Genomic DNA, 21,608 nt, shown 5'->3' on the forward strand with positions numbered 1-21,608 from the left:
AGAGAGAAGAATGGGATGGGTGGTTCACTCTTCGAGAGCTTCGAGTGCGACGGCGCGGTCATGACGCACCGCGACGCGTAACTGGATCTTCTCCCATTCCCGGATTCCTCGATGGAGTGCATCACGTGCTTGCGGTGTGCATGCTGCTCCGAACTCATCGATCACGAAAAGAAGAATCTCTTCGAGGCAGGGCCGGAACCTGCTCCTGCCTACCGGGAGATGAACATTAGCAATACGAGGAGTGCGGGCCTCGTCCTTGATGCGCCGGCGTGCCCGGCGGGAGTGATGACCGCTCAGGAGCAAAGCATGTGTCCATTCATCGCCGTGCGAATGTATCTGGATATGCGCGCAGGGAATATTCGAACGTGGTGAGCGAATGTAATCCCAGCGCACCAGAGGCTCTTGCCCTTCGTGTCCGCGGATCACTGAAAATGTTGATTGATCGACCGTGAGAAAACCAGTCTCCGGATCGAGAAAAACTCGATAGTCAAATAGCACAAGCGGGTTGCGTGGGAAAGCTATGCGTCCACTGATTCGCTTTCCGGGTGCTTCGCTCAGCACCACTGACTCGATACTTACTGAAGAATTTTCATCTAGAAAACTGCTTATCTTTCCTAGGTGGTCAGCAAATCTTTCGGCCTGGAACTCCAGGCTCTCACTTGGATGATCACGGTTCACGGCCATAGCGAGCCAACTTCTCGAAGTAATCTAATCCGTCCAATTCGAAATAGAGCTTTGCTTCTTTTTCGCCGAGCAGGTAGTTATCAGCGCGTAGGTCAAATTCTTCCCGGGTCATTCTGACCTCGCGCAGAATCTCTTCTTTCCGCTCCAGAATTTCTTCCAGCGAGGTGTAGGTTCGCCCGATAATGACTGTCATAGTGGTTACCTCCGTCCTTTTCCGTCATTCTCGCATGGCGTGGAAGCGTAAAAAAGACCTATGCGCAGCCCTGTGGATTAGGGTGACGTTTGAGGATTCTGTGGATAACTTCTATACCGTTGCCACTACCTATCCCGGGCGATCTCACTGCTCTCATCAGCCAGTTTCAAAAATTTGACTAACGTGAACCAACTCGGGCCTAACGACGACGCCGCCACCCGGCTTTCTCCCTATTGGCCACGCAAGTGCGCCACCTGGGGACTTATGTCACATTTACGCCAGTCTACATGTGTAGATACTTGTACTGCCGGTAAATATGATGGCGTCGTGTGTATACCACTGCACGGGCGCCTTTCCGGCACATCTCAGGCAGACCCCAAGGCAAAGGAGCATATTGTGAGCCGGGATACCATCGCACACGTGAAGCTTTCCCACGTTATTTTGCCGCTGAACAACCCGATTTCTGACGCGAAGGTGTTCACCGGGCGGCAAAAGCCCATGACCGAGGTGAATTTCCTCTTCTGCGAGATCGAAACAACCGACGGCCATTCTGGAGTTGGTTTTTCGTATTCGAAGCGAGCAGGTGGGCCGGCCCAATTCGCCCACGCTTCCGAGGTCGCCGATAACCTCATCGCTGAAGATCCGAACGATATTGACCGGCTGCGCGTGAAGCTACTGTGGGCCGGGGCTTCGGTGGGGCGTAGCGGGGTGGCGGTGCAGGCCATTGCCGCCATTGATGTGGCCCTGTGGGATTTGAAGGCAAAGCGGGCTGGGCTGCCGCTCTCCAAGCTTATTGGCGCCCACCGGGATTCCATCCGTACCTACAACACCTCCGGCGGCTTCCTTTCCTCCCCGCTAGAAGAAGTTATCGATAATGCGCTGGCTTCCAAGGAGAAGGGTATTGGTGGCATCAAGATCAAGGTGGGCCACCCGGATCACCAGGTGGATTACACCCGCGTCAAGGCGGTGCGCGAGGCACTGGGCGATGACTTCCCGCTTATGGTGGACGCGAATCAGCAGTGGGATCGCCCCACCGCGAACCGCATGTGCGAGTGGCTGGAAGAATTCAATCTGGTGTGGATTGAGGAACCGCTGGATGCCTACGATTACGAAGGCCATGCGGAGCTCGCGCGGTGTTTCATCACCCCGATTGCTACCGGTGAGATGCTCGCTTCGGTGGCCGAACACGTCAAACTCATCGAGAACCACTCCTGCGATTTCATTCAGCCGGACGCTCCGCGCGTGGGCGGTGTTTCGGAATTCCTTAAGCTGACGAAGCTGGCCGAGCATGCCGGCCTGCAACTCGCCCCGCATTTCGCCATGGAGATTCATTCCCATCTGGCGGCCACCTATTCCCTGGAGCCGTGGGTGGAACACTTCACCTGGCTGGATCCGCTCTTCAATGAGCACATGGAAATCAAGGACGGCCGCATGATTGTTTCTGACCGGCCCGGCCTGGGCGTGACGCTTTCCGATCAGCTGCGCGCCTGGACGGTGAATACCTTCGAAGTCGGTAAGCGGCCCTAACGGGAACGCACCCCATCAACCGTTCGGCAACTATGGGGCACCTCGAGATGAACAACAGTTCATCTCGCAGTCAAACCTAAGGAAAACTGGGGCGTGATTGACGGCTATGCGCTGACAATCACGCCCCAGGGATACTAATTTTCGCTTCCTATAGCGAGGTTTTCCCTCCGATATTTATAGCCGACCGCATAGCCCACTGCGAGGATAACGACGGCGAATTGCGTCCATGAAGAATTCTGTATTACGAGCAGTGCTATTGCACTTGCCATATAGAATCCCGCGTGGAGGATTTCCGTGAGACCTTCCCGCCGCCGCCAAGAAAAACTCCACAGCGTTACAGGAATCAGAAGAACGGCCTCAAGAATAACCGGGATATCAGTCCATTCACCCCGCTCAAGATTGGCAGCGAGGGCTACCAGAATTCCACCCCACACCCCTTCTGGAAATAGACGCCACCACATTGGCTCACCTCCTTATCTCAAGGTGCTTCAATTCTCACTTCGATAGGGTTCCATGACCACTTTGAGTAGAAGCTAATCCCTTTCCCCTGTGCGATGGCACCCGTGATCTTCACAGCAAGGTCTGCAAAGAAAGCACCCCCAAGCAGACCCGTAATTGCTCCGGCAATAGTTCCCAGAGGACCTGCGAGTGACGTTAGGATCGGCCAGACTGCAGCTACAGCCGCAGGCCCCGACTCAGCCGCCGTAACCAAAAAAGCAAAAGTTCCAGCTTTTAGGTCCGTGTTCGAGATGTGGAAGAACTTCCCACGCGTACTAATAGCTGTCGTCGACCGTTCAACAATTCGGATAGTCGGCGGTGTCCCAACCATGAAATTATGTAGTAATCCAACCTCACCCGGCGTGAAACCGTAACGCGATACGAGTTCATCATCAGTAACCACGATCTTGAAATTGCCGGGCTGGATAATACTACTGACAAAAGCAGAGCCAGCTTCAGCAATTTTCATTGCGAAATTAGCAGCTTCCGATTCCGTCAAGATGATTTCATCACCATCTCGATCTCCAACAGATAGACCAGGTGCCGCAGCTTGAGCAGCGCTGGGTCCAGGCCCGTAACCTAGATCTGTAGCGTTGGCAACGCCAGCATACGATAGCGATAACGCCACGGACATCAATGCCGTCAACAACTTCAGTTTTCTGCAAAACATCTTTGTTCCCCTCCGTTCAAAGTTCCGTCGCCATCGACGCAACTTGTCGAAATTCTTGCAGAGAAGTGTATCTGCATCAGATACACTATTAATATACGCTTTAGTCGCACTTTTAAGCAAGAGTTCAATCGGAGAAAATAGAAACCCCATCCTCCAAGCCATAGCGAAGAACCGTTAAGGAAACAGCATGCTGAACGTGGCACTTAACGCTATCTACAACAGGTTTACCGATAATCGTCACGGACACCGTGCAGGCAGGGAACACCGTGGCCGGTTGGCCACGGTGGTGGGCGGATTTTCCACCCACCACCGTGCGTCGTCGTATTTAATGCGCGCGTATGTGATACGCGACGTTTAGCGCGCGCTACTTAACGCAGTACTTAATGCGCGCGTATTTATGCGCGTACGTCGCGCAGCAGCGTCGCGATTTTCTCCGAATCCTCCGCGCTCAACGGAACCTGCGGGGCACGCATCAACGGCGAGCACTCCACCCCGCACAAACGCACCCCCTCCTTAATCGCAGCAATGAAAATATCACCGATCTCATACACCGCAGCCAAACGCGTAATCTTCCCCAACTCCGCAGCCGCGCGCGTAACATCCCCGGCCTCATACGCCGCATGCATCGCCGCGAACACCTCAGGAATCAAATTCGTCAAGCCAGAGAGCACCCCGGCCCCGCCACACACCCGATTCCCAATGTAATACTCATCAAAACCAGAAAGCACCGCGAAATCCGAGCGCACCTTCCGCACCTCGCGAATCACCCGCCGCGTATGACTCTGGGTATCCACCGTATCCTTGAGCGCCACAATATTTTCGTGCCGGGCAGCCAGCTCAGCCACCAATTCCGGAGTTAAATCCGCACCCGTACGCTCCGGGAAGTTATAGAGCATAACAGGAAGGGCCGTCGCACCCGCAACCGCGTCATAAAAATCAAGCGCCCGCCCGTGCGAATGCCCGAAATAGAACGGCGGGAGGGCCACCACCCCATCCACACCAGCCGCCTCAGCAGCCGCGATATTCTCCAGCACCTCGCCCAGCCGCGCCGCGCTCACACCGGCCAACACCTGGAACCGCCCCGCGGCCTGCTTGACCGCGAACTTCAAGAACTCGGCCTTCTCCTCAGTGGAGAAAGAGAAAAACTCCCCGATCGAGCCGAAGAAGAGCACCCCGTTGAGCCCGGACTCGGCAAGACGATCAATATGGGCAGCCATCGCCGGATAATCAATCGCACCCGAATCGTCGATCAACGTGACCGACGGGCAATACACACCAGAAAACATTCCAACCCCTTGTCAGTGGCGCGCGGCCGGTCACCCCGAATGGGCGGCATGCCGCGGCAGTCGTTCATACATCTATTATGGAACTAAGTTCCACCTAATGGGACTAGACGGGGCTTGCGCTACGTCACACTTTAGAGCTGATTTACGGGCACCACATAGTTGGCACCCCGAACGACAGCAACTTGGCCGAGTTAGTCCGTTCGCGGCGGCTCAAGTCAATGGCGTCGAGGTGCCCAGTATAAAACCTAAATATCTTGTATTTTGGGGATTTCGCGCACCGAGCGTGATGTAATGAGAAGCAGTACCCCTACTGCCGCTATTGCACAGCCGACCAATAAGAAGGCCGTATCGTTGCCGCTAGCAGCATATCCAGCAATGACGGGGCCCACTATTGTCGAAACTCCTCCCACCACTTGGAAACTGGCGAGAACTCGACCCTGCATATCGTTACCAGTTCGCGCAAACACATACGTAAAAATACCGGCGTTGAGCGCTGGTGAAGGCAGCATCATCAAGACGGCAAACATGAATATCGTGCCGGGTGCTTTTCCGAAAACGGCGAACAATACACACGTCAGAGTCATCGAGGTGAGCCCAATGATCGCTAGCCATCCCGGTGCGATCTTCTTAGCTAGATAGGGACTGAGACCACTCCCCAATAGGCTACCGAGTGCAAATCCTGACACACTAAGACCGACCACCGCCGGAGAGTATTCCCTGCTGCGCAAATAGAAAACTACCCAGGTCATAAAAAGACAAACCATGAGATTGACAAGCGGAGCACAGACGATAAAGCGAAGCATCGCCGGCTGCGAGCGGAGAAACTTAAATGAGAGTCGGTATCCATCAATCAACGTAGGCAAGCCGAGCCGCGCAAAGCGTCGGTTTTTACCTACGTCACAACGAGGATCCTTTGAATCCACCACATCTGAATCATGAGACTTGGGGCTAAGATCAGCCGTTATCTTTCGGAAGAACCAAAGAAAAATGCCCTGACAGAATAGCCTCACTGAAAATGGAATGACACGACCGAGTCCAAAAAGCACTCCGGACAACGGGTTGCCAATCACGGTAAATAGAGACGAACGAGCTTGGGCAGCACTCATAGCCCGCGGATAAGCGGTAGGAACAATAATCGACTTCAACGATCCGTCTCGCGCGGGGCCCGAGATACCAAGGAGGATAGCTTCCACAGCTAACGCACCGACTACAGCACAGACCAATGCGTTTCCTACGGTTATCAAATGGTCAAACGCCACTACAGCAAGGCAAATAACCGCATTTGCCACAACCGCACCGGCCAAACATATATTAATTACGCGCCGTCGATCCTTAACATCAGAAATGATACCGCCAAGAACGCTGCCTATAATTGCTAAAGTCTCTACCACAGCAACGATCGCCCCTACGGTTTTCGTGCTTGAGATAAAGCTAACCAGCAACATACTAGAAGCTATGTACATGGCGGAGCCAAGCTCCAAGAAAGTGGTTCCCAGATACCAGCGGCGATAGTCCGGTATAGCGAAGGGGTTATCCCCGCTTGCCATTATTTTCACTCATCGTATGAGTTCTTTTAGCAAAACTGCACTGCCACAGTATCGCTTCGCTGAGCACCACTGCACACCCGGTTATCGCGGCGCTTATTTCCGGGTTCTTCCATATAGAATCCTGCACGTCCGCAGAATCCTTGATTGCAGCGGCAAAGGATGCGGCTTTTTCCGAGTGTTTCACGATATCTTTAAGGCGTTCTACCTGATCCAAAAAATCAACTTGAATCAGCTTACGTGGGTAATTCTCGTGAACGTACTGGTATTTTTCAATGTAGTTGAGCGCGCCGCGCGCGTGCGATGCACACGCCGTGAAACCAGATGCAGCCCTCTCCATTTTTACCGGATTGGGACTCTCCATATCGGCAATAACCGCTTCAATATTCACATTCGCATCAAAGAATTCTCGCGCACTTGCAAAAAGTAATTCGCAGTATCTTGCCGAAAGACCGACATATTCCACATAAGGATCCGACATGTTTTCCTTCCTATTGTTTTTGGGGGTGGGAGCGAACCCCCACCCCCAAAAACCACCTACCACTTACACGAACAGCGGCTGCGGGTTGATTCCACCACAGCTAAGAACCAGCTTTTCCATGTCACCTCCCATCACTATCGTGTGGCGATCAGATTACACAATTACGAAAAACGGTCGCAATATATCTGACGGTGACTATATTCATATTGTTATGCATATCAGTGTTTGTTATGCATTCGGGGAACTGAGGCGCAAGATCTCAAACCCTTTGACAAATCGCAATAAATTCGTAATATATCCCCAGTCTGAATTCGTTCACGGAATACATTGCACCAACGGTGAATTTGTATATAAATACTTATAGGATGCCAACTCGCTCTAACACTCCACCACGTTGACCGCGAGCCCGCCCTCCGAAGTTTCCTTGTATTTCGAGAGCATATCCATCCCGGTTTGGCGCATGGTTTCCACCACGGTATCAAAGGAAACGGTGTGGGAGCCATCGCCCCACAGCGCGATATAGGCAGCATTAATGGATTTCACCGCGGCCATGGCATTGCGTTCGATGCAGGGGATTTGCACCAGGCCACCCACCGGATCGCAGGTGAGGCCGAGGGAATGCTCCATAGCAATTTCTGCGGCATTTTCCACCTGGGCCGGGGTACCGCCCAGGGCCTCCGCGAAACCGGCGGCCGCCATTGCCGAAGCTGAACCTACTTCACCCTGACAGCCCACTTCCGCCCCGGCAATGGACGCATTCGTCTTAATAATTCCACCGATAGCCGCCCCGGCGAGCAAAAAGTTATACATTCCCTCGCGGGTGGCTCCGGGCACGAAACGTTCATAATACGTGAGGACCGCGGGAACGACGCCGGCCGCGCCGTTCGTCGGCGCGGTGACAATCCGGTGGCCGGCCGCATTTTCTTCGTTAATAGCCAGGGCAAAAAGATTCACCCACCCGAGGGCTTCCAGCTGGTCCGCGCGGTGCCCCGCCGCGGTTTTTTCCTCCAGCTCACGGGCCAGCCCGGGGGCGCGCCGCTTCACGCGCAGCCCACCCGGAAGAGTCCCCTCCGTGGCAATACCGGCTTTAATGGCCTCGTCCATCACCGCGTGCACCCGATCCATATGGGCAATCACCGCCGGCTGCGGGCGCAGTGCGGTTTCGTTAGCGAGCGCGAGTTCAGAAATGCGCATGCCAGTTTCGGAACAGAGCTCCAGCAGCCGAGCGGCGGTGAAAAAAGGATAGGGGACCGCGGTCTGGGCGGCGTCGGCCTGTTCTTCCGTGGCGAGCGGCGCCACCCGCGGTTCGGCCGGATCGCCCAGCTCTTCCATCACGAAACCGCCACCCACCGAATAATACGTATGTTCAGCGAGGAGCTCCTCACCCGCCCAGGCGCGCAAGGTTAACGCATTTACGTGGTAGGGCAAAATATCGCGCGGGCGAAAAATAATATCGCGGTCGCGCACGAACGGTGTGGGCGCGAAACCGGGCACGGTGAGGGTGCCGGAAGAATCGATGGCGGCTTCCATGCCGTCCACCACCGCGATGGACACATTTTCAGGACTGTAACCGGACAGCCCGAGGAGGACCGCGCGGTCGGTATTATGCCCGCGCCCGGTGGCGGCCAGGGAACCGAAAAGATCCACGCGCAGACTCGTGATGCGGGCGCCCGGGGCGCGGGCGGCCAGCAACGTTGCGAAATGCAGCCCGGCGCGCATGGGCCCCACCGTATGCGACGACGACGGGCCTATCCCCACCCGGAACATATCACATACCCCCAGGGGATTCGCGCGGGTCTCCTCCTCCCCGGATTCGCCGATAGTCCCGGTTACGTGCGTTTCGCCGGCGAGGATGGCGGCGGGCAGGGCGGTGTGCGGAGTGCCGGGGTGACGTTCGCTGAGGGAGACCGGGACGGTATGTGCGGCGTCGTCGAAATCAGGATTGAGCCTTAAACGCGAGGTCATACATGTCCTTCCGGTTGCTGGTCACGCACCGTTTGTGATCATACGGCAAGCGGCCGGGAGCTGCGCGCTCCCGGCCACTTTTGTGCCGCGCCTATATGGCTAGTCGCCTATGTGGCTACTGCCCCCAGGCTACTTGCCCGCCGGGCCTTCCCAGCCGGGAACCAGCTGGTTCGGGCAGGTCTGCAAGTACTGGGCGAAAGCATCATGCTCGGCCTGGGTGACGGTCAGCCCGTAGGTGGCCTTCACGCCGATCTGCCGCGCGACGTACTGGCAGGTGAAGTTCTTGTTCGCGGGGACCCATTCGGCGGCGGAACGCCCGGCCTTCTCCGTGGCCTGGTCCGCGGAGACGGCCTGCATATTGCGCGGGTCGCTGGCGAAAGCAGCGCGCTGCTCGTCCGTGAACTGGTTGGCGCCCGAAGCCCAAGCGTTATCGAGGCTGACGATGCGGTCCACCACCACGGTCTTGGTGCCGGCTTCCGGGCGCGCGTAATCAACCATGTTCCCGGTGTAGTTATCCACCAGGGTGCCGTAGGCGATACCGCAGCCGGAGGTACCCGGCTGCACGCCCACGTTCACGAGGTCGCGGCGCAGAATGTCCGTGTAGACGTTACATTCGTCTTCGTTCAGACCGGCCGCATTGGGACCGAACTTCGCCGGATCGGCCTTATCGGTGGTGGACGGTTCGGCAACCGTGAGGGTGCCGAGAAGCTCGATTGCGCTTTGCGGGTGGGCCGGGTTCGGGATGACTGCCGGGAGCTTTTCCGGAGGGGTTTCCGAAGCGCCGGGAGTGACGACGGCGGAGCTAGCGGCAGGCGAGGTAGCGGGAGCGGAGGTGGCTGCAGCCTCATCACTACTCTTGGTGCATGCCCCCATCATCCCCGCGAGAATCGCCAGGGACCCCATGGCGGCGGCGCACTTCGCGAGCGAGGTGCGGGCGGTGGTGGATGCGCCGTGGCCGGCGCTGCCAAAACTAGTGCGTGGCATGACTTCCTTCTCTTTTCGTTCTCTTCTCGAATAGATAAAACTACACGACGCCGAAACGCCGCGTGACAATGGTAGACAAGCAACCGCGCGGATTCAAAGGCGGGGCGCATGGTGGAATACCAGGTGGACGCGGTGGCTGGGGTGCGCGGCGGTGGTGGTATGCTGCGGGCTGGTTTGCGGCGCGGGGCGTGCGCGGCGCAGCGGGGCGTGCGCGTGGTACGACGACGCCTTCACGACGCCAGGCCGGGGCCGGGGCCACCGTTCAGCACCACAACCCGTTCCACCTCACAAATATCTATTGCGACTACAATTCATTTATTGTAAATTCAAGGTATACACGTAGAGCCGCGACGGTGAAACAGCCTGTATGAACCGATACATATATGGTTCCGCCACTGGTTTCTAACACAGTGAAAGAAGTGAGCAATGCGGCTTACAAGATCGTTCGGTTCATTAATTGTAATGTGTCCAGCTCGGCCACCTTCGTGATGCGATTATCCGAAATTAGCCACTGAGAGTTTTCTATAGAGCGGAGAGAAAAATGGCCGGCCCACATATCAAAGAGTCACGTTTCTGGCGGTATTCCCTGTATGCCATGCCGATTATTCTGCCTTTAGCATTTTGGGCATCGTGGGACATGATTACCGGACCGGAGTCACGAGTACTTCAAATCGCACTCGGGATCGGCTTCGCGATTTTTATCTACATCGATGGCGCGATTCTCTTCTGGTGGAACGCGTGGTGGCAAAATCATTGGAAGACTAAGAATTCCCGCCGATGAGAAAAAACCCGGCGCGGGCGGCCATGTATAAGTTTCGAGCTGTACTGCATCCGCAACACAATCGAAGTACACCCGTGAAAATAAGGTGCCCCGCCCGGAGCCAGAACGATACTGACCGGGCGGGGCACCTATTCGCAGCACGTGACATTACGCGCTGGTATCTATTGTCTGCGTACCGCTACTTCACCGCATGCCGCGCGCGGGAACGACCGAGAAAAACCGCGCCGCCGGCGAGCATAAGAAGCGTTGCCGCACCGATAGCGCCGCTCATATCGCTTCCGGTCTCGGGAAGCTTCTGGGTGGGAGTTGCATTCTTCGCCGCTGCTCGCTTCGCGGTAGGCGTTTTGTTTTCTGCCGCGGAGTGCTTCGCCGCCGGCTTGCCGGCCGGCTGGGAGGGCGACGGCGCAGCCGGTGACTGCCCCGGGTTCTCGGGAACCGCAGGCTTCTCCGGATTCTTCGGGTCCTCCGGCTTCCCGGGCTTCTGACTCGGTTTATCCCCAGGCTTCTGCTCCGGAGTCGGGGCCTGCTGACGTGCCAGTTCCAGATCCCGCTGAGCCGCCCGCAAGGCAAGCTCTGCCGCGGTCAGTTCCTTCCGTGCTTCTTCCTGGGCTTTCAGTGCGGACTCCTCCACTTCACGAGCGGCCTCAAGCGCGAGCGTCGCCTTACCGTGCGCATCCTGAGCCGCGCGCAGCTCCGCCTCGGCCGCCTGCGCCTTCTCAGTAGCTCGCCGAACATCCCACTGCCGTTCATCGTAGGTATTCGACGCATCGGCGAGCCGGGTTAATTCTGCTTGCTTCTGAGCAGCAGTCGTGCGGGCTTCATTGAGGGTGCGCGCCGCTTCCACAGCCACCTCACGAGCCTTCTCCGCAGCCGCCTTCGCCTGAGCAGCTGCTTCCTTGGCGGCCGCCGCAGCGGTTTGCGCAGCAGTCGCATTCTTTTCGGCCTTTGCGAGCCTCTCCGTGGCCTGCACCCACGTAGGTTCGAGCTCCGCGACGCGTGCCTTGAGCGCACTCACCTTCTCGGTAGCATTGCTGGCTGTCTTATTAGCCGCATCGCGCTTACTCTCCGCCTCACGTACCGGAGCTTCGGCTTCCTCAAGCGCTTGTTTCTGGGCAGCAACAGCGGCGTCCATCTTCTCTTCCGCGATTACCAGCGCGTCCCGTGCGGCGGAATACGCTTTCGCTGCACCCCTTGCTTTTTCACTAACATCGTCGTGGGTAGCCCGTGCAGTCTCAAGCTCCTTGGTCCGTTGCTCCGCGACCGCCTGCGCCTGCTGCGCCCTCTGAGCTGTTTCTTCCTTCGTGGCTACGGCTTTCTGGTACGCATCCTTTTTCTGCTGCGTTTCTTCACGCGCCGCTGCCAGCTTCGCTTCAGCCTCTCGATGCGCCGCTTTCGCTTCTTCAAGAGCCTGCTGCTTTTGTTCAGTTACCTTCGCCGCTTCCTCGACTTTTTGCTTCTGCTGCTTGGCCAGATCCTTCACATCGTCATTGTTCTCAGCCAACTTCTCGAGATTTTCTAGCTGTTCGCGCTTCATCTTCTCGATCTTTTGCGCATCCGCAAGCGCACCCTCAGCTTCTTTCTTTTCCGCTTCCTTCGTGCTCACCTGCACTGAGAGCGGTCCTTCCGCCTTTTCAAGCGTCTCGGCCTCAGCTGCCAATTTCTCTACTGTACGCTCAGCTTCCGCCTTGGCTTCCTCCGCTTCAGTCACGACCTTCTTCGCGACTTGCTCAGCTTCAGCAGCAGTGACCATCGCGTCTTCCGCCTTGCGAGCCTCCGCTGCCGCGGCATCCTTCTCCGCTTCCTTCTGCTTAACGACTTCCTGCGCGGCCCGGACCGCATCCGATTCCTTGCGTACCTTCGCAACTTCAGCCTCGAGCACCTCCTCGCGCTTAGCCGTAGCCTGCCGCAACTCCGCCTCGGCTTGCTTCAGGGCATCTCGCGCGGCCCCGGCCGCCTGCTCGAGCTGCGCGACTTCCTTGCCCAGCCGCTCCTTATCCGCCCGCGCCGCCGCGTCCACCTCGCGCGCCGTCGTCAACTCCGCATCGGCCGCCTGCGCAGCCGCGGCCTTTTCCTTGAAGTCCGCTTCTTTTGCGGCGACGCCGCCCGCGGCTTCCCGCGCGCTCGCCTCCGCTTTCTCGTGGGCAATCTGCGCGGCCGCCGCTTGGTCAGCAGACTCTCTGGCCTGCTCAGCCGCCTGCGGGAGCTGGCCCTTCGCGGCCTTTCCCGCCTCGCTGACCGCGTCCGCTGCCTTCTGAGCGGCCTCCGCTTCCTTCGTGGCATCCGCGAGCTTCTTTTCGCTCTGCGTTACCACAGCTTGAGTTTGCTCCGCCGCTTTTTCGGCTTCCGCTGCCTTGGCTTTCGCTTCCGCGGCCGCCGCGGTGAGTCGGTCCACGTCAGCTTGGCGCGCCGCCACTGTTTCTTGGGCAGCTGCCACGTTCTTTTCCGCTTCGGCAGGGCTGAGTGCGGTTCGCGCGGCGGTAGCCGCGCCGGCGTCGTCGTTATTCTGCACCGGTTGCGCAACGGCGGCACCGGCGGGGAGTAGCGCGGCGGCGACCCCCGCGGTGAGGGCGGCGGCGAGGGCGCGGTGAGTGTGGGTCCTCATGGTTATCCTTTGGTCTTGGAGTTAATTGAGATTTTTTATGAGTGGGCGCGGCGGCCGCGAGCGCGAACGGCCATCGCGGCGCCGCCGGCCAGCAGCAAGAGCGATGCCGCGCCGATGGCACCGCTGGCGTCGCTGCCGGTTTCGGGGAGTTTCTGGGCCGGTGCGGTTTTTGCGGTAACGGCATTCTTTGCCGCGGCCGGGTTCTGCGCGGCGGGCTTGGCCGCCGGCGCCTCGGGTTTGGCCGGTGCTTCAGGTTTCGGCACAATTGGCGTCGAAGCACCGGGCTTCGCTGCGCCCGGCTGCGCAGCGTCCGGCTTCGGGGCCGGGCCCTGCTGACGCGCCGCGGCAAGTTCCTGTTCGGCCGCGTGCAAAGCCACGCTCGCCGCGCCGAGCTTCTGCTGCGCCGCCGCCTGCGCGGCCTGGGCCTGCCGCAACGCATCCTGTGCGCCCGCAACCGCCGCACTCGCTTTCTCATGCGCGGCCCGCGCCGCTTCCGCTTCCTCGCCGGCGAGCCGAGCCGCCTCGACAGCCTGCTGCAACTGCGCCACACGCTCGTCGTATTTCTGCGCCGCGGCGGTCAAACGCTCCAGCTCAGCTTGCTGGTGCGCGGCTGCCTTCTGAGCATTCTCCGCAGCCGCGGCCTTTTCCGCTGCCGCGGTTCGCGCGGCTTCCAGCTGCGCATTTGCAGCCTGCACGCCCTCTTCGGCCTGCGTCTTCGCTTCCTGAGCCGCCGCGAGATCCCGCTTCGCCTCGGCATGCTTGGCCGCTGCCTCCGTGTGGCGCGCCTGCGCCTGCGTGGCCTGGTCTTTCGCCCCGGCGAGCTTCGTGGCCGCGTCCGCGTGACGCCCCTGCGCCGCGTCCCGCTCCGTCTTGGCGTTCCGGGCCGCCTCCTTCGCGCCGGCCGTCGCCGCATCCACATCCGCCTGCGCCGCGCCGAGCTTCTCCTGCGCCTCGCGCACGGCCTGCTCCGCCTGGGCGGCCTCCGTAGCAGCGTCCCGAGCGGCCGTTTCCTTGCGCTGGAGCTCCGCCTTCGCGCGGGTTTCGGCCGCGGCCCGCTGCGCGGTCGCCTCTTTTGCCTCCTGCAGCTTTTGCTCAGCCTTATTCTTTTCGACGACGGCGCCATCGTGCTCCACCTTCTTTGAATCACGCTGCGCAATCGCGGCATCGCGAGCAATCACGGCTACGTCATGATCCTGTTCGGCTTGGAGGTACTTTGCTTCTTTGGCTTCCGCATCAGCCTGGAGTTGCTTGAGTTCCTGACGCTGTTGCTCTAGGGATTTCCTAATATCCTGGTTTTCTTTGGCGGCCTTCTCTAGCGTTTTCACCCACGACTCGCGGTCTTCAGCGTCGTGCTTCGCCTTCTCCCATAACCTCTTCGCTCGATCCTTTGCCTGAGCAGCCCGCTTAGCAGTAGCCGTTTTCTCCGTGACATTCTGCTGGAGCGGTTCAAGCTCGGCGGCCAACTGCTCTACTTTCTTTGCAGCCGCACTGACATCTGACTCAGCCGCGGTTTCGGCATTCTTGGCTTCTTGGAGGTCTTTGGCTGCGGCAACCACCGCGTCCTGAGCACGCAGGGCTTCCTGCCGGGTGGATTCGCGGGTGGCGGTTTTTCCTTCCGCGGCCTGGGTGGCCTGTGCCAGCTGGCTAGCGGCGGCGTCGATCTTTCGCTGTTCACCCTGAACCGCAGCGTCGCGTGCCTCTTCGGCGTGGCGCAAATTCGCCTCCGCCTCGGCCAGCTTGGCCTTCGCGGCAGCCTCCGCGGCGCTGAGCTTTTCCACTTCCGCAGCCAGGCGAGTCTTATCGGCCTGGGCGGCGGCTTCGGACGCTTCCGCTTGGGTGAGGGCCTGCGCGGATTTCTCCGCAGCGGCGGTTTTCTCCTGCAAGGTTTCCTGCTGGGCTTTCAGGTTTACAGCGGCCTGCTGGGTCTGATTGGCTGCGGCGTCGCGCTCGGCGGCAGCGGTTTCGGCCCGAGCCGCGGAATCCTTCGCGTTGTTCTGGGCCGCGGGGAGCTGGTCTTTGGCTGCGGTACCCGCTTCTTTTGCTTCGTTGACGGCGCGCTGCGCGGCCACTTTCGCGGCTTCGGCGGCGCTGAGCTTGTCCGCGGCGTTCTTCGCGGCTGTGACAGCTGCGGCCGCGGCGGTTTCCGCTTTTTTCAGGCTGTTGTGCGCGGTGGCGGACTGCGCGGCGAGGCGATCCACTTCGGCCTGCTGGGCCTGGACCGCGGCGCGCGCGGCGGCGACGTTCTGCTCCGCTTGCTCGATATTGCGCTGCGTTTGCGGGGTGCTGGCCGAGGTGCCGGAGCTGGAGAGCGGCTGGGCCTGCGCAGCGCCGGCGGGTACGAGGGCGACGGCGACCCCGGCGGTGAGAGCGGTCGCGAGGGCGCGGTGAGTCTGGGACCTCATCGGGTTCCTTTCGGGATATGTGTAGGTGAGCCTGGCGCGCGGGCCAGATTGAGGACGTACGGGACTAGTTAAGAGCAGAGAATCCGGATCGGGCTTGGATTTTTCTGGGATTTCCTCAGGAGCGCTGCCCCGTGTCTGCCAGTGCGAGGCAGCGCTCCTGCGGTTGCGCGAAGCGCTGTGTTATTTCGACTGTTTCGGTTATTTCGCGGCGTGCCGGGCGCGGGAGCGGCCCATGACCACCGCCCCGCCGGCCAGCAGCAGGAGGGTCGCGGCGCCAATGGAGCCGAGTGCTTCGCTGCCGGAGGCGGCCAGGGTCGGTTTGGCGGGGGCCTGGGCAGGCGCAGACGGGCGGGCCGTAGTTTCGGGACGCGCGGTCGGAGATGCGGGCGCCTGCGGCTGTGCCGAAGGTGCAGCGGGCTTCGCAGCGGGAGCCGTGGGAGATTCAGGCTGCACCGGAGTGCTCGGCTTCGTATCGGGCTTGGTCTCCGGCTTCACGCCAGGCTTGACTTCGGGTTTCACCTCGGGCTGGCCGGGCTTCACCTCCGGAGTTCCGGGTTTGGGAGCGTCAGGCTTCGGAGTGGGGGCATCCGGTTTGACCTCGGGCGTACCCGGCTTCGTTCCCGGTTGATCGGGCTGTTGCGGTTGTTCCGGCTGCGGAGCCGGTTTCACGCCCGGCACATCCGGCTTGGGCGCGTCCGGCTTTGGCGCATCGGGCTTCGGCGCCGGAGCCTGCTGGCGGGCCAATGTGAGCTGCTGTTCGGCAGCATGCAAGGCGACCGTCGCCGCGCCGAGCTTCTTCTTCGCTTCGGCCTGCGCGGACTGCGCTTGTTGTGCTGCCTCCCGGGCCGCCGTGACAGCCTGGGTAGCTTTCTCATGCGCGGCCCGGGCCTGCTCCGCCTTTTCACCGGCGAGCCGCGCCGCCTCGGCAGCCCGCTGCAACTCGACCGAGCGCTCGTCGTATTTCTGCGCTTCGGCAATCAAGCTATCCAGCTGAGCTTGCTGCTGGGCGGCCGCCTTCTTCGCATTCTCCAGGTTGCGCGCGGCTTCCTTCTCAGCTTCCCGCGCGGCTTCCAGCTTCACGTTCGCAGCGCCAAGATCCTTCGTTGCCTGGAGGGCCGCCTCGCGCGCGGCGTTCGCATCCGACTTGGCGGCGGCGAGCTTCTTTTCTGCATCAGCCCAACCCTGCTTCAGCCCGTCTACCTGGCTCTTGAGGTCCGAGAGTTTCTTCGCAGCTTCCGCATGCTTATCGCGCGCGTCATTATGCGGGCCCTGGGCAGCCGCCACCTTTTCATTCTGCGCAGTTTTGTTCTGCTCCGCCGCAGCGTTCGCCTCAGTCAATTTCTTCTGAGCATTTTGCAGGTCTGTGGTAGCCTGCGCCGCTTCTGCTTCCACTTGCTGTGCGGCGGTTTTCGCCTGAGCGGCCGCTTCCTTTTTGCGAGCCACTTCCTCGGTGAGATCTGTAGCCGACTCCTGAGCGTCCTTTAGCTTTTGCTTAGCCTTATCCCGCTCAACGGCGACACCAACGCGTTCCTTCCTCTTCTCGTCTTGCTTGGCGATCACGCCATTGAGCTGAGCCGCAGCCGCATCGTAGCCCTTCTTTGCCTCGTTGTACTTTTGCTCCTTGGCTTTCGTGTCCGCTTGCAAAGGCCCAAGATTCCGCTGGTGCTCCGCAAGAGTAACTCTCAGTGTTTTCTTGACTGGATCCGGAGCAAATTGGATGGCGGTTTCTACCTGCTTAATTTCTTGGCGCTTAGCCGCTTCTTTCTTCTTTGCCTCATCAAGAGCCTTTTCGGCATCGTCCATCGGAGCCTTGAGCTTCTCCGCTGCCGCAGCTTTCTGCGTGATCTGCTGCTCTAACTCCTCAAGCTCGGCAGCTAAGCGCGCTTCTTTCTGCGTAGCTTCATCAGCCGCAGCCTGTGCTTGTTCCTGAGTTTTCTTAGCAGCCTCCAACTTCGCCTCAGCGGCCTGCTGTTCTTTTTGAGTGCGTTTCGCTTCCTGCTGCTTAGCATCCCGCTCCGCGGACTTTTGTTCAGCGAGCTTCTTGGCCGCGGCTACCGCGCCGGTTTCGGTATCAACCTTGGCCTTGTCCTGCTTGAGCGCTTCATCGCGCTCAGCTTCGGCCTTGCTCAGTTTCTCCTGGGCTTCGTCCAACTTAGCCTTAGCAGCCTTTTCCGCTTCGGTCAGTTCCTTGACTTCCTCACCCAGGCGCTTCTCCACAGCCTTGGCAGCGGCTTCGGCCTCCTCCGCCTTCGTCAAGGCTTGATTGGCGGCCTCTACCTCCGCGGCCTTCTGCTGCGCCAGCGCCTGCTGCTCGCCGAGTTTCTCGGTAGCCTGCTGTAGCTCCGCGGTCGCTTCGTCATGCTTGGCTTTTGCAGCATCGGCGCGCTTGGCCGAGTCCTGAGCTTGAGCGCTGGCCTCCTGCAGCTGATCCTTGGCGGCCTGGCCCGCTTCTTTTACTTCCTCAACAGCCTGCTGCGCCGCCTCCTGCTCTTTCTGAGCGGCGCCAAGTTTTTCTTCTGCTTCCTGAGTAGCAGCGGCAGCGGTAGTAGCGGATTCTTCCGCCTTCTTGAGGTCATCCTGCGCGGCGGAATTCTTCTTGGTGGCCTGATCGAGTTCCGCCTGGCGAGTCTGGACTTCAACCTGCGCCGCGGCCACATTGCGCTCAGCTTCCTCCACGCTCAGCGTGGGGCGCGCGGCATCGGCCACGGGCACCTCGCCCACTCCGGAAACCGGCTGCGCCTGCGCGGCGCCGGCCGGAACAAGTGCAACGGCTACCCCAGCGGTGAGAGCGGTAGCGACGACGCGGTGAGTCTGGGACCTCATCGTTATCCTTTCAAGGAATATACATCTAGGTGAGAGTGGCACCCTTTGCCTGGGCCACGATTTTACGGGGAACAGTTAATGGCAGAAAAGCCAGATTCGGCTTGGAATTTTCTGGGATTTTCTCGGGAACACCACCGCATTTTCAACATTCAGCGCCCGCAAGCCCGCAAATAAGCGGATTGTTGGTTAATTGCTATTATTTACATATACCCGCATTATTATTCTTTTAACTAGCGATCAGGCCTTCTGACCCATACAGCCCCACCCCACATCACCCCATTTTGTGGCGCAGGTTACTAGAGCGCCGTAGACTGGCGGTGGTGCAGGTTCACTCGCAGGCCGGGTGGCGCCCCGCTGCTGCGGCGTCGTCGTACCAACAACCACGCGGGGACGCACGCCTGCACGAAGGAGGTAAGCGTGAAACGTTTCGTTCTCGTACCTATGGCCTGTGCCGCGGTGCTACTCTTCGGCGCGTGTTCGGGCAGCGCCACGCAATCCGCGCCGCCAAACGCCGCGAGCGCACCGGCAAACGCGCCGGTAGAGACCGCGAGCGCGGAGTCGCCCTCCCGCTGCGCGCCGGCGGAAATGGCGACCACGCTGGAGTATCAGGACGGCGGCGCCGGGCATCGGTATTACGTGCTGCGGGTGGAAAATACCGGCCGGGTGCCGTGCTTCATTCCGGCGCAGCTCGAGGTGACGCCCATCAGCGCCAACGGGAATATGTTCACCGAGCCGGCGCCGGCGACCAGCGCGACCGGGGCGGATGTGGTGCTGGAGTCGGGCGAGCGGATCGCCATGGAGGTGGACGCTATTAATCCCGGCGCGCTGTGCCCGGAGAAGATGGTGTCGGGTCTCGATCTTGCGGTGGGGTACACGGGCACCAGCGTGTATTCCGTTTCCCGCGGCGAGCAGATGGATTCGTGTTCGTCCGGGGAGGCCACGGTGAAGGTTGGGGATTTTGAGGTGGATAAAAGGTAGCGTGCCGGAACAACCGGCTGCGGCTAACCACCTTTCACGCTTTTAGTAGTGGTATCGACACGAGATAATGACTATCGCATCATCACTGATCTTGTAAACCAAACGATGCTCGTCAGTAATACGGCGCGACCAATACCCTTCGTAGTTATATCTCAGCGGCTCCGGCTTCCCTATGCCCTCATGACCGTTACGCGAAATATCCTTGAGTAGCGCGTTAACTTTTTTCACTATCTTACGGTCGTGGATTTGCCACCACAGGTAGTCTTCCCACGCGTGATCAGCCCAAAGGAACGACATGAGGGCCTACTCACCATCGTCACATAGCGGATGTTCAGTACCTCCGCCCGCTTCGATTTGTTCCATTGCCTCAATGAGACGGCGGGCATTGCGCGGCGAACGCATGAGGTAAGCGGTTTCACGCATCGAATTGTAATCATCAAGCGAAACAATGACCGCAGACTCGTGGCCACTACGGGTAATGATGACCGGTTCACAATCATCAACCACAGCCTGTAGAACTTCCGCGTAGTTTGCTCGCGATTCGGAATAGTTCATTGTTCTCATCACACACCTCCGTACAGAAAAGTGTACCTACAATTTTCTCGCTTCGCTACCCTTCTCTCCGGTCTTACAACACCGCCACACACCGAGGTCACATAAAAGTCGAGACACGGGGTTATTTTCAAAACCCTAACTCCGTAGAATGAGAATCGTGCAGCGTTGCACAAACGGGCGCCGCGCCCGCCGATCCGCGAAGGAGAACCCATGAAACGATTCGCTCCCCCAGCCCTGGCCCTCGCGAGCGCCTTCGCGCTCACGCTCGCCGGATGCACAAATTCTGGCGGTTCGGCCGCGTCGCCCGATTCCAGCGCGTCGGCCGCGAGCGCCACGCCCGCCACCGCTGCTCCCGCGCCCGAGTTCGCGGCGCTGGCCAGCTCGGAACTCGCGCTCCCCGATTACCTCGCGCGGGCGGTGCGCGACGGCGATGGCACCTACCCCGGCAAAGAACCCGCCCAGGTCACCGTGCCCTTCACCAACGGCACCGCACTCCTCCACGACACCGAGCGCGGCACCCCCGCGCGCACACCCGTCACCGCCGGTGCCACCCCGAGCGGCAACCTCTTCGACATCCGCATGGACGATCTGGGCGCCACCACCCTGGGCGGGGTGCCCGTGCGCGGCGTAATTTTCACGAGCAGTATCCGCAGCGCCGATGCCGAAGCGGCGCCGGATACTCCGTCGGTCACTTTCGCGTGGTACGACGGCGCTAACCGGCCTATCGCCCAGATCATGCCCGAGGATTACCGGCATGGCAGCGCGCGTGCTCCCCGAGTCGACGTGGTGGATATGCAGCCGGACCAGATCTCCCTGAGCTGGGCGCCGCTGGATAGTTTTGGTGGGCAGGCCAGCGTGCGTGGGCGTTTCACGTGGAACGGAAGCGAGTGGGTCCAGGATCAGGTCGAGTACACGCTGGCCGATGGCAGCGTCGTCGTGCAACCGAAAAATGCCGAGCTGGAAGCGCTCGCAACGGCGCAGAAGGCGCGGGAGGCCGGGATGTCCGCGGAGCTGGCCGGGCGTGTATTCACGGCGGATACTCGAATCGCCGGGTGTTCGCTGCGCGGGCCGGACTCAATCACGTACTTCCCCTACGCCTCGTTTATTGCGGATAACCGGGCGGATGCGGCGGCGGGCGGCGATGCACAAGCTGCGAGCGGCGAGCGCGGGCGCTCTTACTGGATCGGGGAGCCCGCGGAAACCGCGCCGGCCGCAGCCACCGATATTCTGTGTGCGCTGGATGGAAATGAGTTCGCCATTTTGGGTGGCAATCGCCGCGAGGCCGCGCAGCTGGTCCCCGAAACCCCGACCAAGCGTTTCGATTCTTACCTAGTGTTGGAAGGTAACCCGGCCGGTGAGGCGCGGCTGAAGGAAATCGTTGCTGCGGAGAATGAATCATGAGCACATACACGGCACGCGCCACCCGCGAGGAGGGCTGGTGGGTAGTCGAGGTGGACGAAGTGCCCGAACTCTTTAGCCAAAGCCGAAAGCCTGAGGATATTCCGGATTTGGTGCGTGATGCCCTTGCGCTCTTTCCCGAAGTGGAACGGGATCCGGCGGGTTAATAGACAAATGGTGGGTCTTATATCCGGGGTTTGCCCCGCCATAGCAACGAAAAGTCGGCCTTATTGAGGT

The 21,608-nt window shown here is 59.8% G+C and carries 18 protein-coding genes; 4 read left to right on the plus strand and 14 right to left on the minus strand.

Annotated elements, in window-relative coordinates; translation table 11 throughout:
- Window positions 1–24: 24 nt before the first annotated feature.
- Window positions 25–684, minus strand: a complete 660-nt coding sequence (locus ACRQHG_RS07835; RefSeq protein ID WP_435713502.1) for a hypothetical protein — start codon at window positions 682–684, stop codon at window positions 25–27.
- Window positions 668–877, minus strand: coding sequence for a hypothetical protein (locus ACRQHG_RS07840; RefSeq protein ID WP_087070097.1), 210 nt, complete (start codon window positions 875–877; stop codon window positions 668–670). Before ACRQHG_RS07840 ends, ACRQHG_RS07835 begins: the two co-directional genes overlap by 17 nt.
- 396 nt (window positions 878–1,273) lie before the next feature.
- Between ACRQHG_RS07840 and ACRQHG_RS07845 the strand changes: the two genes are divergently transcribed.
- Entirely contained in the window at window positions 1,274–2,404 is a 1,131-nt protein-coding gene (locus ACRQHG_RS07845; RefSeq protein WP_435713503.1) for an L-talarate/galactarate dehydratase, read from the plus strand.
- Window positions 2,405–2,538: 134 nt separating this feature from the next.
- Here ACRQHG_RS07845 and ACRQHG_RS07850 read toward each other — a convergent pair whose 3' ends face one another.
- The 10 genes from ACRQHG_RS07850 to ACRQHG_RS07895 form a co-directional block, all read right to left on the minus strand.
- Window positions 2,539–2,865, minus strand: coding sequence for a hypothetical protein (locus ACRQHG_RS07850; protein WP_435713504.1), 327 nt, complete (start codon window positions 2,863–2,865; stop codon window positions 2,539–2,541).
- Window positions 2,866–2,882: 17 nt separating this feature from the next.
- The gene (locus ACRQHG_RS07855; protein WP_435713505.1) at window positions 2,883–3,722 is read right to left on the minus strand and encodes a hypothetical protein; all 840 of its coding nucleotides are present in this window, start codon (window positions 3,720–3,722) and stop codon (window positions 2,883–2,885) included.
- A 245-nt stretch (window positions 3,723–3,967) separates the two neighbouring features.
- Window positions 3,968–4,858 carry a dihydrodipicolinate synthase family protein gene (locus ACRQHG_RS07860; protein ID WP_435713506.1) on the minus strand — a complete coding sequence of 297 codons (891 nt, stop codon included), beginning with the start codon at window positions 4,856–4,858 and terminating at the stop codon, window positions 3,968–3,970.
- Window positions 4,859–5,103: 245 nt separating this feature from the next.
- On the minus strand, window positions 5,104–6,405 hold the full coding sequence (locus tag ACRQHG_RS07865) for an MFS transporter (RefSeq protein ID WP_435719907.1): 1,302 nt from the start codon (window positions 6,403–6,405) through the stop codon (window positions 5,104–5,106).
- Complete coding sequence (locus ACRQHG_RS07870; RefSeq protein WP_435713507.1) at window positions 6,389–6,883, minus strand: hypothetical protein; 495 nt, start codon at window positions 6,881–6,883, stop codon at window positions 6,389–6,391. The genes ACRQHG_RS07865 and ACRQHG_RS07870 overlap by 17 nt, the downstream gene beginning before the upstream one ends.
- Before the next feature lie 378 nt (window positions 6,884–7,261).
- Window positions 7,262–8,848: an L-serine ammonia-lyase gene (locus ACRQHG_RS07875; protein ID WP_435713508.1), complete on the minus strand. Its 1,587-nt coding sequence runs from the start codon at window positions 8,846–8,848 to the stop codon at window positions 7,262–7,264.
- Window positions 8,849–8,977: 129 nt separating this feature from the next.
- Window positions 8,978–9,832, minus strand: coding sequence for a GmrSD restriction endonuclease domain-containing protein (locus tag ACRQHG_RS07880; protein ID WP_284897493.1), 855 nt, complete (start codon window positions 9,830–9,832; stop codon window positions 8,978–8,980).
- Window positions 9,833–10,791: 959 nt separating this feature from the next.
- Window positions 10,792–13,215, minus strand: coding sequence for an LPXTG cell wall anchor domain-containing protein (locus ACRQHG_RS07885; protein WP_284901344.1), 2,424 nt, complete (start codon window positions 13,213–13,215; stop codon window positions 10,792–10,794).
- A 35-nt stretch (window positions 13,216–13,250) separates the two neighbouring features.
- Complete coding sequence (locus ACRQHG_RS07890) at window positions 13,251–15,617, minus strand: coiled-coil domain-containing protein (RefSeq protein WP_284897489.1); 2,367 nt, start codon at window positions 15,615–15,617, stop codon at window positions 13,251–13,253.
- A gap of 198 nt (window positions 15,618–15,815) precedes the next feature.
- Window positions 15,816–18,440: a hypothetical protein gene (locus ACRQHG_RS07895; RefSeq protein WP_284897487.1), complete on the minus strand. Its 2,625-nt coding sequence runs from the start codon at window positions 18,438–18,440 to the stop codon at window positions 15,816–15,818.
- A 417-nt stretch (window positions 18,441–18,857) separates the two neighbouring features.
- Between ACRQHG_RS07895 and ACRQHG_RS07900 the strand changes: the two genes are divergently transcribed.
- Window positions 18,858–19,418 carry a DUF4232 domain-containing protein gene (locus ACRQHG_RS07900; RefSeq protein WP_284897485.1) on the plus strand — a complete coding sequence of 187 codons (561 nt, stop codon included), beginning with the start codon at window positions 18,858–18,860 and terminating at the stop codon, window positions 19,416–19,418.
- Window positions 19,419–19,460: 42 nt separating this feature from the next.
- Here the strand turns inward: ACRQHG_RS07900 and ACRQHG_RS07905 are convergent, their stop codons facing one another.
- Both ACRQHG_RS07905 and ACRQHG_RS07910 read right to left on the minus strand, forming a co-directional pair.
- Complete coding sequence (locus ACRQHG_RS07905; RefSeq protein ID WP_284897483.1) at window positions 19,461–19,715, minus strand: Txe/YoeB family addiction module toxin; 255 nt, start codon at window positions 19,713–19,715, stop codon at window positions 19,461–19,463.
- A 6-nt stretch (window positions 19,716–19,721) separates the two neighbouring features.
- The gene (locus tag ACRQHG_RS07910) at window positions 19,722–19,982 is read right to left on the minus strand and encodes a type II toxin-antitoxin system Phd/YefM family antitoxin (RefSeq protein ID WP_284897481.1); all 261 of its coding nucleotides are present in this window, start codon (window positions 19,980–19,982) and stop codon (window positions 19,722–19,724) included.
- Between the two features lie 201 nt (window positions 19,983–20,183).
- Here ACRQHG_RS07910 and ACRQHG_RS07915 point away from each other — a divergent pair, with 201 nt between their 5' ends.
- Complete coding sequence (locus ACRQHG_RS07915) at window positions 20,184–21,374, plus strand: hypothetical protein (RefSeq protein WP_284897479.1); 1,191 nt, start codon at window positions 20,184–20,186, stop codon at window positions 21,372–21,374.
- The gene (locus ACRQHG_RS07920; protein ID WP_284897477.1) at window positions 21,371–21,538 is read left to right on the plus strand and encodes a type II toxin-antitoxin system HicB family antitoxin; all 168 of its coding nucleotides are present in this window, start codon (window positions 21,371–21,373) and stop codon (window positions 21,536–21,538) included. Before ACRQHG_RS07915 ends, ACRQHG_RS07920 begins: the two co-directional genes overlap by 4 nt.
- Window positions 21,539–21,608 lie beyond the last annotated feature (70 nt).

Source organism: Actinotignum vesiculae (assembly GCF_051267215.1).
In the GTDB taxonomy this organism is placed as follows: domain Bacteria; phylum Actinomycetota; class Actinomycetes; order Actinomycetales; family Actinomycetaceae; genus Actinotignum; species Actinotignum schaalii.